Consider the following 14,547-nt stretch of genomic DNA (forward strand, 5'->3'; position numbering starts at 1 on the left):
GAAGATCGTGTTTCAAATATTAATTGTAGAAGATGATAAAGAATTAAGCCAGCTATTCCAAAAAGTGCTTGAGAAGAATGGATATCAGGTCAAAAGTGCATCGGATGGAGCACTGGCATTAGAAATATTGGATAAAGAGTATATTGATCTGATCATTTCCGATATTATGATGCCGGTTATGGATGGTTATGAACTGGTGTCGAAACTCCGTTCAGCAGGATATCAGATACCGGTACTTATGATCACTGCGAAAGGTTCCTTTGATGATATGCGCCAGGGATTTCTTTCGGGAAGTGACGATTATATGGTAAAACCGGTAAATGTGAATGAAATGGTTTTAAGAGTCGGAGCACTGCTTCGCCGTGCACAGATACTGAATGAACACAAAATTGTGATCGGTTCAACAGAGTTTGATTATGATGCAATGACGGTTACAACTGATAAGGAAAGTCTTGTTTTGCCTAAAAAAGAATTCCTGCTTTTATATAAGCTTGCAGCTTCGCCAGGCAGAACATTTACAAAACAACAGTTGATGGATGAAGTATGGGGATACGAGACGGAGGCAGACCCACATACGATAGAGGTACATATAGGAAGAATCAGGGAGCGTTTGAAAGATAACCCGGATTTTGAAATCGTAACAATGCGTGGAATTGGATACAAGGTGGTGAAAAAATAATGGAACAAAAGAAAGAAAAAGGATTGCGGATCCGATCCTGTCTGACTGGTGCAATCTGGCTGGCACTTGTATTTTCAACAGTCATATCTGCGTTATTATTTGCTTTTTTGAATCATTTTTTTAATCTGCCTGGTAGCATACCTGTGCTTGGCTGGCTTTTGATTTTTAATACATTGATTGCAGGGCTGATTACTTCCTTTATCAATGCAAGGTTGCTGGAACCAATTACCAGACTCAGTAAAGCAATGAAGGAAGTTTCGCAGGGAGATTTTGAACAGCACTTGGAAACGAACAGCCGTATCGCAGAAGTTGGAGAATCTTATCAAAGTTTTAATGTGATGACAAAAGAGCTTCGTGCAACAGAAGTACTGCAGATGGATTTTGTCTCCAATGTTTCTCATGAGTTTAAGACCCCGATCAATGCCATTGAAGGATATACAATGCTGCTTCAGGGAGAAGAACTGTCTCCGGATCAAGAGGAATATGTAGAAAAAATCTTATTTAACACCCAAAGACTTTCTGGATTGGTTGGTAATATTTTGCTGTTATCCAAGTTAGAGAATCAGAACATACCAATGAAAAAAACAGAATATCGTTTGGATGAACAGATCCGTCAGGCATTTCTTTCCCTGGAGACAAAATGGACAGAAAAAGAAATTGGTTTCCAGGTAGAGCTGGAGGAAGTTAAATATACTGGGAATGAAGGACTTTTTATGCATATATGGATGAATCTTTTAGATAATGCGATTAAGTTCAGTCCTGCAAAGGGGACAATTATGATGTTTCTGAAGCAGGAAAAGGATTCTGTAATGTTTATTCTGGAAGATGAAGGACCGGGAATAGAAGATGATGTGAAAACCAGAATATTTGACAAGTTCTATCAGGCAGACGGTTCTCACAAAGCAGAAGGAAATGGTCTCGGCCTTGCACTTGTGAAACGGATCGTAGATAGTGCTGGCGGGACGATCAAGGCAGAAAACCGGGAATATGGTGGATGCAGATTTGTTGTAGAGCTTCCAATACAGAAAGATGAGGCCATATAAGTTTAAGAAAAACAGATAGAGGAGGAATTACATGACATTTTATCAGGAATTGCAGTTAAATCAGGCAGGTTCTAAAAATCTGTTGAAAAAGAGTGAAACAGTGAAAGAAAAATTATATCATATGTGGGTATATCTGGTGAAGATAGCTGTTACAATGGCATTTTGTTTTTTATTTGTTACTATTTTCAGTATCTTATTTGGAAATGAGAATAGTATTGTGGGTGTAGTAGTTTTATTATGCCTTATGGTATTTCGGAATGCGGATCTGGGGATCCACATCGGACAATCTACGATGCTTTTGGCTTTGTTCTTTGTAATTATGACTGTATGTCCGCATTTAGCAAACCAGCTTTCACCGGTACTTGGAATGCTGTTAAACATTGCTGCACTGGCAGTGCTGATTCTGTTCGGATGTCATAACCCATTCATGTTTAACCAATCCACATTAGTTCTTGGTTATCTGTTATTGTATGGATATGATGTAACAGGAAAAAGTTATCAGATGCGATTAACCGGAATGGCATTAGGTGCAGCACTTACCTGCTTCGTATTTTATCGAAATCATAAAAACAGAACTTATAAAAGAAATCTGAAAGATCTGATACAAGAATTTGATATCACTTCTTCCAGAACAAAATGGCAGATATGTCAGATTTTATGCGTACCGATTGTCCTTTGCATTGCAGAACTTTGTAATATGCCACGTGCAATGTGGGCTGGTATTGCGGCCATGTCCGCGATTTTGCCGTTTATGGAAGATATGCACTACAGAGTCCGTAAAAGAATTGTCGGAAATATTGCAGGTGTTATATGTTTTACAGTATTATATTTTCTGCTTCCTTCGTCAATCTATGCATATATAGGAATCCTTGGCGGAATTGGTGTAGGACTTTCTGCAAAATATGGCTGGCAGGCAGTATTTAACACATTTGGTGCTTTGGCCATTGCTACAGAGAGTTATGGACTAAAAGGAGCAGTTGGTCTTAGAGTGATTCAGAATGTTTTTGGCGTTGTATTTGCATTAATATTTTGTTCTATGTTTTATTGGCTTATGTCGAAAAAAGGAAACAGTGGTAACCGTGGCTGCAGAATAACGTGGGATGGAAAGAAAAAGGGTTAATCCGGAAATGGCAGCTTTGCTGACGAGTCTGGCAAAGAGTATAAAGATGTAAGGGAAAATGTAAGATCTGTTGGCTTTGGGAAGAATCCTAAGGGTGACAGATCTTTTTTTATACCTGCCTATCTTCCTTCATTTTAACACAAAGGTAATCTTCGTATTTAAGAAAGTCCAGGAAAAGAAGAAAGCACAGGAAGCGGCAAAGCCTAATCCGGATGCTGATTATGTGGACGATGACGAGGACTATGGGTACGATCCGGAGTTTGAGGACGATGATGCAGATAGCTCCGTCGATGAAGATGATAATGAACCTGTGTAAACAGGATAGGCTTGATGCCTGGGGCAGCCTTCGGGTTGCCTTTACATAGCCTCCACTTTCAAAAAATAAAATATTTTGTGTTTTTGAAAGCGACCTCTTGCATATACTATTAGCAGACAGTATAATAAGTACATCGAAGTAGTTTCAAAAAATGAAAAATATTCGACTTTTGAAAGCGGGTGATGATATGAAAACAATTACAAGAGCAAAGTATCTCGACAGAATCATTGAACTGAATGACACTCCTGACATCAAGATCATCACGGGCATTCGTCGCTCCGGTAAGTCCAAGCTGATGCAGGCGTATATTGAGTATCTGAAAAGCCATTTTGAAAACATCAATATTATCTTCATTGACTTCATGGATTTGGCGTATGAGGAAATCAAGGAATACCATGCCTTACACGCCTATGTGGAAGAATATTATCAGGAAGGTAAAACGAACTACCTGTTTGTAGACGAGGTGCAGATGTGCCCCAAGTTTGAGTTGGCAATCAATAGCCTGTACTCTAAGGGAAAATACGACATCTATGTAACAGGCTCCAATGCTTTCCTGTTGAGTGCGGATCTGGCAACTCTGTTTACCGGACGCTATATTGAAATTCATGTGTTCCCTTTCAGCTTCCAGGAATATTGCCAATATTATGATGATGTTAGTGATAAAGATAACCTCTTTGATGATTACGCTATCAAGGGCGGTTTAGCAGGTTCTTACGCTTACAGAACCGAAAAAGACAGAACAAACTATATCAAAGAGGTCTACGAAACGATTGTTACAAGGGATTTGGTGCAGAAATATGCGCTCCCGGACACTTTGGTTTTACAGCGTCTGAGCGAGTTCCTTATGGATAATATCAGCAACCTGACTTCTCCTAATAAGGTCAGTCAGCTGCTGACAGCAAATGAGACTCCGACCAATCATGTAACCGTCGGCAAGTACATTAAGTATTTGTGCAATGCTTTTGTATTTTATGATATTAAGAGATACGACATCCGAGGCAAGAAATACCTTGAAAGCTCTGAAAAGTTCTATTTGTGTGACAGCGGTATTCGATATGCAATACTGGGAAGCAGAAATATGGATTACGGCAGAGTATATGAAAACATCGTTTGCATCGAACTTCTTCGCCGTGGATACGATGTCTATGTCGGTAAGCTCTATCAAAAGGAGATCGACTTTGTTGCTCAGAGAGGCAGCGAGAAGATTTATATTCAGGTCAGCGACAACATTTCCGGGCAGGAAACATTTGAGAGAGAATGCTCTTCTCTGCTTCAGATCCGAGATGCTTATCCGAAAATGATTATTGCCAGAACCAAACATCCAAAATATAGTTATGAAGGAATCGAAATCCATGATATAGCCGATTGGTTGCTACAAGAATAAACAAGGTGAAATATCTCCGCCATTCTCTTTTGAAATGATGGAGATTCAGGGACAGAAAACTGTGTCCGGTTGCAAAATTCTTTCAGAACTTTTTACATAGCAGTCATGCATTACGGTGTGTGGCTGCTTATTTTTTTGCGAAAGGAGCAGATGCAAATGAAATTAGTTTTGGCTGAAAAGCCTTCGGTTGCACAGAGCATTGCCAAGGTGCTGGGTGCAAACAAACGTGAGGAACGGTAAACTTTTGGCTCTATCCCTATCAAGAATATAAATCACGCAAAATGCAGATTATATAAGACACGATAGATGCGATAGGAGGAGTGAACAATGGAACAGAAAATGTTTTGTTATCAATGTCAGGAAACGGCCGGATGCAAGGGCTGTACGGTGGTCGGTGTCTGCGGTAAGCAGCCGGATGTGGCGGCAATGCAGGATTTGCTCGTGTGGGTGACGAAGGGTATCAGCGCGGTGACGACACGGCTTCGAGAGGAGGGACGTGCGGTGGCAGATGAGGTCAACCATCTGGTTACCGAAAATCTGTTTACGACGATCACGAATGCCAATTTTGATAAGGCGGCGATTGAAAAAAGAATTGAAAAGACGCTGGAAATGAAGACGGCACTGTGGGAGCAGCTGGAACGTCGGGACAATCTGCCGGAGGCGGCTGGCTGGACAGGTGAGCCGTCTGAATTTATAAAAAAAGCGTCGGAAGCGGGCGTTCTGATCGGGCAGAACGAGGATATTATTTCCCTTCGCAGCTTGATTACGTATGGCTTGAAAGGTTTGTCTGCCTATACCCGGCATGCGAACGTCCTGCTGCAGGAGGACCGGGAGGCGGATGCATTTTTACAGCGGGCGCTTGCGGCGACGCTGGATGATGGTCTGAGTGTGGATGATTTGATTCACCTGACGCTGGAAACTGGCGAATATGGTGTCCGGGGAATGGCGCTTTTGGATCGAGCAAACACCGAGACTTATGGAAATCCGGAGATTACTACGGTTGATATCGGTGTCGGAAGTAATCCGGGCATTCTTGTTTCAGGACATGATCTGCGCGATATGGAAATGCTTCTGGAGCAGACGCAGGGAACCGGCGTCGATGTATATACGCACTCAGAGATGCTTCCGGCCCAGTATTATCCGGCATTTAAGAAATATCCGAATTTTAAGGGTAATTACGGCAATGCATGGTGGCGTCAGAAAGAGGAATTTGAGATGTTCAATGGACCGATCCTGATGACGACGAACTGCATCGTGCCGCCGAAGGATAGCTACAAGGATCGTCTCTACACAACCGGTGCGGCGGGATATCCGGGCTGCACGTATATCAACGGTGGAATCGGAGGAAAGAAGGATTTTTCAGTGATCATCCAGCATGCGAAGCGCTGTGAGCCGCCGACCGGGATTGAGCAGGGGCAGATTGTCGGAGGCTTCGCCCATGCACAGGTGCTGGCGCTGGCAGATAAGGTAGTGGATGCGGTCAAATCGGGAAAAATCCGAAAGTTTGTCGTCATGGCGGGGTGTGATGGGCGTGCTAAGAGCCGCACTTACTACACCGATTTTGCAAAGGCGCTGCCGGAGGACACGGTAATTCTGACGGCTGGCTGTGCGAAATACCGCTACAATAAGCTGAATCTGGGCGATATTGAAGGAATTCCGCGTGTCCTGGATGCGGGGCAGTGCAATGATTCATATTCCCTGGCGGTCATTGCGATGAAGCTGCAGGAGATTTTTGGGCTGGATGACATCAACGACCTGCCGATTATTTACAACATTGCCTGGTATGAGCAGAAGGCGGTCATTGTTCTTCTGGCGCTACTCTCACTCGGTATCAAGAATATCCATCTTGGACCGACGCTTCCGGCATTTTTAAGTCCGAACGTGGTAAATGTATTGGTGGAAAAGTTTGGAATCGCGGGAATTGACAGCGTGGAGAGCGATGTGGAATTATTTTTCGGGGAGAAGTGATAAATACAGGACGGAACTGGATAAGAGGGAATCGAACAAAGCCGGAATTTGGAACTGAAATCTGGAGATAGATTTGCAAAAAATCTGTGTTGGTTTTACAAAAAGCGGTCGGAACGATCTTGAAAATGGCAGTTAGTGAAATAGGGGGCGGTTCTCTGGCAAATGCAGGGAACTGCCTTTTTCGTGTAATAGGAAATTCCTTGGAATTCCCTATTACACAAAAAGGCACTAACGTGCCAATGATGCGCATTCTTTTTTATTTATAGAAATATTGATATGGAAAATGAAAGTGTGATATGATGGAAAGATGAATGAGTTCTAAAATATAAAAGAAATTGATACGGCAGATCAATCGATAGAGGATACGGGAGGAAAACAACCATGTCACTGGAAAAAGCAGAAAATTACTTAAAGGAAGCCGGATTTTTGGATCATGTTATTGAGTTAAAAGAGTCCACAGCGACGGTTGCGCTGGCAGCGGAGGCATTAGGCGTGGAGCCGGGGATGATTGCGAAAACGATGTCCTTTTTGCAGGGAGAACAGCCGGTATTGATTTTGACAGAAGGTACTGCGAAAGTGGATAACCGGAAATATAAAGATACGTTTCACGTGAAAGCAAAGATGATCCCGTTTGAGCAGGTGGAGGAGGTTACCGGTCATGCGCCGGGTGGGGTCTGCCCGTTTGGTATCAAGGATGGAATTGAAGTGTATCTGGATGAGAGCCTGAAGCGTTTTGAGACGGTTTATCCAGCAGCGGGAGACGACCACAGCGCGGTACGTCTCACGATCCCGGAGTTGGAAGAAGTGTCCGGAGCGAAAGGCTGGGTGGATGTCTGCAGGGAGCCGGAGGATCAGCAGCACGAGTAGGTGTGGGAGATTTTAGGAGAATTCATATGAGAGATGTGAAAGCAACGGGGAGAAGCAGGGGAGAAAATGAAAACGGCGGAATCAGGGTGGGTTCCAGATTGGGAAAGAAAGGTCGCCTGTGCCGGAAAACGTTCGTCCGTCTGCTTTGCCTGACAGCAGCCATGATGGTTCTTGGATCTTTTACCGCCTTTGCCAGAGCGGGAGGTGCTTCCGGCGGCGGAGGCGGCGGAGGTGGCGGAGGTGGTTCTTCCCATCATCATACAAGCAGCAGCCGGGGACAAGGCGGACGGGCGGGTGCGTTTCAGGCGCTTTTGCTTACGGGAACCTTTGTGATTCTGGGAAGTGCCGGAACCATTACATACCTGCACCGGGCAAAAAAGAAACAGGCAGCAGCCCGTGAAAAATTGAAAGAATTTTCTATCGGAGAAGATCATTGGGATCGGAGTGAGATACAGGAGCGGGTGCGGGATTCATATTACCGGATTCAGGAATGCTGGCGGGATCGTGATCTGGAAAAAGGGCATCCTTACCTGAGCCAGAAGATGCAGCAGGAGTTTCAGACGAAATTTGAGTGGAGCAGGATGCGCCATGAGGTGTTTGTCATGGAAGGGATCCAGCTTCTGGATGCGATTTTGGTGGAAGCGGAGAATGAGGACGGCGACGACCGCGACTATATCTGGTATTTGATCCATGGAAAGATGATCGACTATGTGTATCACGAAGAAACAGGAGAACTTTTGAAGGGCTCCCGGAAAATGGAAGATTTCTTCGAATATTGGAGGTTTGTTCTGGAAGATGGAAACTGGGTGCTGGATGAGATCTGCCAGAAGGAAGAAGTGGATAATGGGCGGAAGTTGTGCTGAGAGGTGCTTTGAGTTGAGTGCTCGAAACACGGCAGCTGCGGATGCTGTCCGGTAGAGATGTTTGAAGAGGAAAAGTATAGAACCTAAAAGTGAATGGAGCAAGGAAAGCGGAGCAGCAGGAAGAGTGAGGAGACTTTAGCTGCGGCGCAGAAATGCCAGAATTGCGCGCAGATAAGGTGCCGGTGTACGGAATATGGAAGTATGCCGTCCCCCGGTCATTAAAAGAAGCCGACTGGTTGGAATCTGCCTTGCTAACCAGCGGGAGTGTGAGGGCTTAATGAGATCCCGGGTTCCGGCGATCAGCAGCACAGGAACGGAGATGGTTTGCAATTTCCGGGCACTTAAACGGGGCGAGTGAAGTAAAAGAGAAGTCAGATTTCGGCGGCGGAGGACGCGGTGTGTCAGCCGGGTAAGAAAGTCAGGCTTCTTTTTTTGTTCTGCCGGAATCCGGGGGAAAATTGACACGAAATGACGTTGCCTTTCTTTGTCGGCACAAACTGCGGATGTGGCGGAAACAGAGAAATTCTTCTGAAATGGCAGGGAAACCTTCGGGGTGGACAGTGCAGAGACCGCAGAGGTCCCGGAGGATGCAGAGGCAGAAGAGAAGCTGCATTTTAAAACAGGCAGCAGGAGATTTAAAATGCTGTGCAGCATTTGGGCGGCAAGGTATAGCGGCGTGAGCAGCCCGTCCGGTGAGGCGTTGGCGCTGATACAGATGAGCGTTTTCAGCCGCTCCGGGTATTTGCATGCGATCTCCAGCCCGATATTGGCACCATCGCTGAATCCCAGCAGATGGACGGAGGAAAGATGTAAGTGGTTAAGCAGGGCGATAACGTCGTCTGCCATATCCTCTGTAGAGAACCCGTGGAGCGCTGTGTGGACAGACAGCCGGGAACGCCCATGTCCCCGGCTGTCCATCAGAATCACCTGAAAATCGGGCAGAAACGTGCGCAGAAATGGGTAAAAGACGGCAAGGGACTGGCTGTTTCCATGCAGGATAAGGAGCGGTGTGCCGCTGCCGTACTGTTCATAGTAGATTTCTGCGCCGGAGGTGGTAAGATAACCGGAATGTTTCATCATAAGAGCGCCTCTTTTCTGGTAAAAAAATGAAATTTATCAGGCTGCATCTAGCATGATAAAAGCTAAGTTTAGTCTGCCTTTTTATCTGCATCTGTCTGCTTTCTTGTGTCGGGCTGCTTCGTGCTGGAAGAAGCAGTCCAACTTACCTGGCGAGATGGTTTACTTTGATGTGTCGGGGAAGTCCTCTTGTTTCTCAGTCGCTGCGCGCATCCTTTTACCAGATCCTCCGCTGCCTCGCGGATCTGATGCGGATTCTGAATCGTCACAAGGGCATAAAACATGTCTGGTGTTGGAATCTTCGGCAGGTAAATATAATAAGAAGGAACCCATTCGGTCGGGCTGTATTTTTCCTTGGCACGGTAGAGATCGCGGAATCCATAACAGTCATTCAGGTGGTTGTAAGCGAAGCAGAGCAGCTTTTCGACCGGATTAGAGCTGTCATTTTCCAAGCCAGCGAGCGGGGCAACACCGAGGCTGCCATACTCAATGCCCTCGTCTTTGAAAACCTGAAATGCGTCGTAAAGAATCGTCTCCATCACGCCGCTCGGTGCGCCGGTTCCGTGGCGGGTGACGTCCGCCATGTAGCCTCTTTTGCCGAGAAATGGGACAAACACGATGAATGCCACGATTTTTCCGTCGGCGTCGGTGGCGTAGAAATAACGCTTGTCCATCGGATTTTCCAGCCCGACAGTTCCCATAACGAAAGTCAGCATCGAACTCTTTTTCTGTTGCAGCCATTCGTTCGTGATGCGGTTCAGATCTGCCTCAATCTGTGCATCCCGCTGTTTCAGCGGGCAGTATTCATGGACGACGACCCCGGCTTTCCGGGCGTGGTTGATGTTCATACGCATCTTGGCGCCTTTCTTGCCAGAGATTTCATAGTCCGCAAGGTGGAAACGGGCTTCCTCCCCGTTTTTGACCCATCCAAAGCCCTGCTTTTTATATTCTTCCAGAAAATGGTCAGTGACGCTGATAAAAAACAGGTTGTGAGCGCTGCGCTGGCAAAATTCTTTAAATTCTGCCAGGAGAACCGGAAAATCGCTGTCCGCGCAGATGGGATCGCCGTTGATAACGATGGTGCTGCCGACGACTCCGTAGGGGATGACGCCGTCTACCTTCTGACCGAAATATAGGAGCTTGTCATCCTCCAGCGTCAAATAGGCGCTGGGATTCTGGCTGTACAGGTTGACGAGGGTGCGGGCATGCATCAAATCCGAAGCATGGCTGACTGGATGCAGCAGCCATGGGCGAACCGCATACAGAATGGAGGCGAGGATGCAGCCCCAGCTGAACCAGAATGTAACCAGTTCGACTACATGTGTTTCACGTGAAACATTGCTCGGATTTCCCATGCCGAAAATCATGGCAGTTCCCTGAATGAGACTATCCATCAGCGAGTCAAGAGAGGTTTCTCCCAGCGGTTTTACCGAAAAATGATAGCTGATACCGGCATTGACGATGATGCCTGCCAGTGCCAGCAGCAGAAATAGGAGAGAGCGTCCGAGGCTGCGCCGGTCAGACGGGCAGCAGAAGTCCTTCCGAAAACACAGGAGAAGCAGAAATAATACGGCTTCTGCCAGGTGGAACGGAAGATACAAAGGCGAAGAAAGTGCTGTCAGCCCGCGTAAAAAGCTTAAAAACAGCAGGATAACAGCAATGTTCCAGGCGGCGCGCTTCCGTTTCCAAAGCTGGAAGGTCAGGATGAAGAGCACGACAGAAAAGGCACGCTGTACCATGTGCCCCATTTCCAGAAGGATACCGACGCGGTTTGCCAGTCCCAGCCCTGGCAGGAAGCTGAGAATAAAAAGTACAAGGGAAAGAACGCCAAGTGCGCCGATCAAGGTGTTTTCCAGTTGGATTCGTGAGTTCTGTTTCATATTATAATGTCCTCCGTGTCAGTCTTGTACAGATATAATCTGTAAGGTGCTATGAAACGGGCATAAGCGCACAGGCGGCTTATGCTTGCCCTTGTTATAGTACGGAAAAACAGGGATGTCAAGATAAGATTTTGCATGGAAATAGGAGTGGAGAAATTCCGTTACTGTTTACGGGTAGGCACTTTTGGAACCGAAGGTGCCGTAAGAAAACATGGTGGCAGCAGGAATTCTTTGTGATAGAGGCAAAGGCACAGGGGTATTATGCAGACAGAAAAGGAACGGTTCAAAATGGAGAAAAGAAGCAGTTTGTTGGATGATTGACAAGCGAGGAACGCAGTTTCTATGGAAATCAAAGTAATAAAATGTAAAATTTTTGAAAAATACACAAATATATCAAAGGTGAATAGTTAAAACAGTTGAAATCCACCAGAATGCGTGCTATAATCTGGGTATAGGGTGGTTAAAAAATTAACAGGAGGTAGTATCAATATGGCTAGATTTACATTACCGAGGGATCTCTATCATGGAGAAGGATCTTTAGCGGAACTGAAAAATCTGAAAGGCAAAAAGGCAGTCGTTGTCGTTGGCGGTGGTTCCATGAAACGCTTCGGTTTCCTTCAGAAAGTAGAAGATTATCTGAAAGAAGCTGGCATGGAAGTGGCTCTGTTTGAGGGAGTAGAGCCAGATCCGAGCGTTGAGACCGTTATGAAGGGCGCAAAGCTTATGCAGGAATTTGGTCCGGACTGGATCGTAGCGATCGGCGGTGGTTCTCCAATTGATGCAGCGAAAGCGATGTGGGCATTCTACGAGTATCCAGATACCAAGTTTGAGGATCTGATCACTCCGTTCAATTTCCCGACACTGCGTACAAAAGCAAAATTCTGCGCGATTCCGTCTACTTCTGGTACAGCAACTGAGGTTACGGCATTCAGCGTTATTACCGATTATCATAAGGGTATCAAATATCCGTTAGCAGATTTCAATATCACACCAGATGTAGCGATCGTGGATCCGGAGCTGGCTGAGACCATGCCGCAGAAGCTGACCGCAAACACCGGTATGGATGCGATGACCCATGCGATCGAGGCGTATGTATCCACACTTCATTGTGATTACACCGACCCGCTGGCACTTCACGCAATCAAGATGATTCATACCTATCTGGTTAAATCTTACAATGGCGACAAAGAAGCGAGAGCACGTATGCACAACGCACAATGCCTGGCAGGTATGGCATTCTCCAATGCACTGCTTGGTATCGTCCATTCTATGGCACACAAGACAGGTGCAGCTTACTCCGGCGGACATATCGTTCACGGTGCAGCGAATGCGATGTATCTTCCGAAGGTTATTAAATTTAACTCCAAGGAACCAGAGGCAGCTTCCCGTTATGCAGATATCGCGAAGTTCATCGGTTTACAGGGAGACAGCGACGAGGCTCTGGTTGACGCTCTGATCGCCGAGATCAAAGAGATGAACAAGCAGTTAAATATCGCTCCGAGCATTAAGCTCTATGAGGGCGGAATCATTGACGAGAAAGAATTCAATGACAAACTGGCAACCGTAGCAGAGCTGGCAGTTGGCGATGCATGTACCGGTTCCAACCCGCGTTCGATCAATCCGGAGCAGATGGCGAAACTTCTGACCTGTTGCTTCTATGATACAGAGGTTGATTTCTAATTTAAGAAGCTTCTGAATTTAGAATGCAAAATTAGAATGTAAAACATCGTGTTTCGATGTTGGAAGCGGTTCTGAAAAGAATCAAATATGTAAAGTAAAGAAGCCATCCGGCTAAAAACTGGATGGCTTTTATCGTTGTGTTTTTTTGCTATCTGGTGTTTTGCATTTTTGGTGAATGGCGCGTTTGTGTTCTATGTGTTTTCTGCGTGGCTGTTTTTCTCGCCGTTTTCTCCGTCTGCCATTGCGTCATGCTGTCCGGTCAGCTGTGCCAGAAGTGCTTTCGCTTCCTCCGTACAGCGGAGAATCTGTGCCTGGTCCGGCAGCTCGATGTCGTGGATCAGGACATTCCGCAGCTTGCGGAGCTGGACAATCTGGTTGATCATTTCTTTGTCAAAGAGATCCATCCGCTTGAGTGTATTGATATTGAAGGCACCGCGGGAACGCGTCGAGGTGCGCCGTGCAGTCTTGTTGAGCAGGCGCTCTAATGGCACCCACTCCTCGAGAAACTGGTTGACTGCCTGCAGGGTTTCCGGTGAGGCGGTCTCCGGTTCCGTCCGCAGCTCCTGGTAGCACTGGTAGCGCTTTTCATTGCCGGAGATAATCTGATCGATGATCTGCTGGGAAATGGTGCGCCTATCCTTTTCAAATTTGACAGACCGCAGAATCGGGGTAATATCTTTGAGACCGGTGAGCTGTAAACGCTGCAAAAGCCGGTAGAGCAGGGCAATATTTCCCATTCGAAGCTCGATGTCCTCGGTTTTGAGATGGCTGCTCAGGAAATTATAGAGATAGGACGCCAGCTCGTACTGGCTTCCAAACGCGGCATTGCGGCTGCGGAGCCGCTCATTTCCGGCTGCCTGTAGGCGTTCCAGCGCGATCTCGCCGGCAAGGACCAGACCATTTAACTCATCTAAGATCGATAGCTCTTCCTCGGATAGAGTTCCCTGCATTGGCTTGTAAATCAGATCATGTTCAACCTCGGACCAGGCGTGCATGATCAGGGACGCCACCTGGATCTCGATGCGCGCCGATCCGTATTTTTTCTGTGATTCATTCAAAATTTCATCGCGCATCCGCGCGCGGTAATGGTTCGCCCAATAGCCGGAAAACCGTTTGTGGTAAGTCGGGGGTTTCGACTGTTCCGGGAACTGTTTAAATTCCAGGATGTTGAAAAGCTCCGAGATGATCGCATCTACCTTGCCGCGATCACCGGGGAAATACAGGGAGACGCGTACACCGGACAGATCGGCAATGTCGTCGTAGATTTCCTCGAGTGTCTGGTATGGTTCTTCACGTCTGGAATTGCGCCGCTGCACTTTTGTGCGGAGTCTGGCGGGATTCTTGGCGCGAGAGGTCACGATCGCCCGGATACCGGCATTTTGCAGGGCGAGCTGGAGTTTCTCTGCCGCGAGCCGCCCGGCGGCGTCGTAGAACGTCCATTTCATCTTGTATGTATCGATAAATTGTTGTATTAAATCCATAAGCAGCCCCTCCCAAGGTGCATAATAAAGCTTAGAAGAAAGCATTCTGATAAAAGAAATGCTTCTTCGTTCTATCATGAAGTATAGCAAAGATGGAAGCACTCTGCCAGTGGTTCTATGTAAAAAATATGTTACTGTACACGCATACGTGTCCAGTAACGGAATTTGCCGTGGCTTCGCATTTAAATA

The 14,547-nt window shown here is 46.4% G+C and carries 12 protein-coding genes; 9 read left to right on the top strand and 3 right to left on the bottom strand.

Features of this window, described 5'->3' with window-relative positions; translation table 11 throughout:
- Nucleotides 1-7 precede the first annotated feature (7 nt).
- From DXB70_RS00230 to DXB70_RS00270, 8 genes are all read left to right on the top strand, one after another.
- Nucleotides 8-679 (top strand): response regulator transcription factor, encoded by a 672-nt coding sequence (locus DXB70_RS00230; protein ID WP_107000933.1) that lies wholly within the window; start codon nt 8-10, stop codon nt 677-679.
- The gene (locus DXB70_RS00235; RefSeq protein ID WP_118672467.1) at nt 679-1,722 is read left to right on the top strand and encodes a HAMP domain-containing sensor histidine kinase; all 1,044 of its coding nucleotides are present in this window, start codon (nt 679-681) and stop codon (nt 1,720-1,722) included. The genes DXB70_RS00230 and DXB70_RS00235 overlap by 1 nt, the downstream gene beginning before the upstream one ends.
- A gap of 31 nt (nt 1,723-1,753) precedes the next feature.
- The gene (locus tag DXB70_RS00240) at nt 1,754-2,842 is read left to right on the top strand and encodes an FUSC family protein (RefSeq protein WP_118672468.1); all 1,089 of its coding nucleotides are present in this window, start codon (nt 1,754-1,756) and stop codon (nt 2,840-2,842) included.
- 94 nt (nt 2,843-2,936) lie between these two features.
- Nucleotides 2,937-3,158 (top strand): calreticulin, encoded by a 222-nt coding sequence (locus tag DXB70_RS00245; RefSeq protein ID WP_243099858.1) that lies wholly within the window; start codon nt 2,937-2,939, stop codon nt 3,156-3,158.
- A 151-nt stretch (nt 3,159-3,309) separates the two neighbouring features.
- On the top strand, nt 3,310-4,542 hold the full coding sequence (locus DXB70_RS00250; protein WP_118672469.1) for an ATP-binding protein: 1,233 nt from the start codon (nt 3,310-3,312) through the stop codon (nt 4,540-4,542).
- Nucleotides 4,543-4,869: 327 nt separating this feature from the next.
- Entirely contained in the window at nt 4,870-6,510 is a 1,641-nt protein-coding gene (hcp, locus tag DXB70_RS00260) for a hydroxylamine reductase (RefSeq protein ID WP_118672470.1), read from the top strand.
- Nucleotides 6,511-6,891: 381 nt separating this feature from the next.
- The gene (locus tag DXB70_RS00265; protein ID WP_118570491.1) at nt 6,892-7,377 is read left to right on the top strand and encodes a YbaK/EbsC family protein; all 486 of its coding nucleotides are present in this window, start codon (nt 6,892-6,894) and stop codon (nt 7,375-7,377) included.
- 26 nt (nt 7,378-7,403) lie between these two features.
- Nucleotides 7,404-8,240 (top strand): Tim44-like domain-containing protein, encoded by an 837-nt coding sequence (locus DXB70_RS00270; protein WP_118672471.1) that lies wholly within the window; start codon nt 7,404-7,406, stop codon nt 8,238-8,240.
- A gap of 135 nt (nt 8,241-8,375) precedes the next feature.
- On the opposite strand, the gene DXB70_RS00275 is transcribed toward DXB70_RS00270, so the two are convergent.
- Together DXB70_RS00275 and DXB70_RS00280 are read right to left on the bottom strand one after the other, a co-directional pair.
- Nucleotides 8,376-9,320: an alpha/beta hydrolase gene (locus tag DXB70_RS00275; protein WP_118672472.1), complete on the bottom strand. Its 945-nt coding sequence runs from the start codon at nt 9,318-9,320 to the stop codon at nt 8,376-8,378.
- Between the two features lie 68 nt (nt 9,321-9,388).
- Nucleotides 9,389-11,197 (bottom strand): phosphatidylglycerol lysyltransferase domain-containing protein, encoded by a 1,809-nt coding sequence (locus DXB70_RS00280; protein ID WP_118482280.1) that lies wholly within the window; start codon nt 11,195-11,197, stop codon nt 9,389-9,391.
- Between the two features lie 489 nt (nt 11,198-11,686).
- Between DXB70_RS00280 and DXB70_RS00285 the strand changes: the two genes are divergently transcribed.
- Nucleotides 11,687-12,877: an iron-containing alcohol dehydrogenase gene (locus DXB70_RS00285; protein WP_022359140.1), complete on the top strand. Its 1,191-nt coding sequence runs from the start codon at nt 11,687-11,689 to the stop codon at nt 12,875-12,877.
- 191 nt (nt 12,878-13,068) lie between these two features.
- On the opposite strand, the gene DXB70_RS00290 is transcribed toward DXB70_RS00285, so the two are convergent.
- Complete coding sequence (locus DXB70_RS00290) at nt 13,069-14,358, bottom strand: RelA/SpoT domain-containing protein (RefSeq protein ID WP_118468988.1); 1,290 nt, start codon at nt 14,356-14,358, stop codon at nt 13,069-13,071.
- Between the last annotated feature and the right edge of the window lie 189 nt (nt 14,359-14,547).

The sequence above is a fragment of the Clostridium sp. OM05-5BH genome (assembly GCF_003481505.1).
Taxonomy (GTDB): domain Bacteria; phylum Bacillota; class Clostridia; order Lachnospirales; family Lachnospiraceae; genus Otoolea; species Otoolea fessa.

What these genes read in the sequence shown, in the direction of transcription:
- DXB70_RS00270 (WP_118672471.1), top strand. Translation starts at nt 7,404, where the DNA reads ATGAGAGATGTGAAAGCAACGGGGAGAAGCAGGGGAGAAAATGAAAAC.
- DXB70_RS00280 (WP_118482280.1), bottom strand. Translation starts at nt 11,197, where the DNA reads ATGAAACAGAACTCACGAATCCAACTGGAAAACACCTTGATCGGCGCA.
- DXB70_RS00265 (WP_118570491.1), top strand. Translation starts at nt 6,892, where the DNA reads ATGTCACTGGAAAAAGCAGAAAATTACTTAAAGGAAGCCGGATTTTTG.
- DXB70_RS00240 (WP_118672468.1), top strand. Translation starts at nt 1,754, where the DNA reads ATGACATTTTATCAGGAATTGCAGTTAAATCAGGCAGGTTCTAAAAAT.
- DXB70_RS00290 (WP_118468988.1), bottom strand. Translation starts at nt 14,358, where the DNA reads ATGGATTTAATACAACAATTTATCGATACATACAAGATGAAATGGACG.
- DXB70_RS00275 (WP_118672472.1), bottom strand. Translation starts at nt 9,320, where the DNA reads ATGATGAAACATTCCGGTTATCTTACCACCTCCGGCGCAGAAATCTAC.
- DXB70_RS00285 (WP_022359140.1), top strand. Translation starts at nt 11,687, where the DNA reads ATGGCTAGATTTACATTACCGAGGGATCTCTATCATGGAGAAGGATCT.
- DXB70_RS00250 (WP_118672469.1), top strand. Translation starts at nt 3,310, where the DNA reads ATGAAAAATATTCGACTTTTGAAAGCGGGTGATGATATGAAAACAATT.
- DXB70_RS00235 (WP_118672467.1), top strand. Translation starts at nt 679, where the DNA reads ATGGAACAAAAGAAAGAAAAAGGATTGCGGATCCGATCCTGTCTGACT.
- hcp (WP_118672470.1), top strand. Translation starts at nt 4,870, where the DNA reads ATGGAACAGAAAATGTTTTGTTATCAATGTCAGGAAACGGCCGGATGC.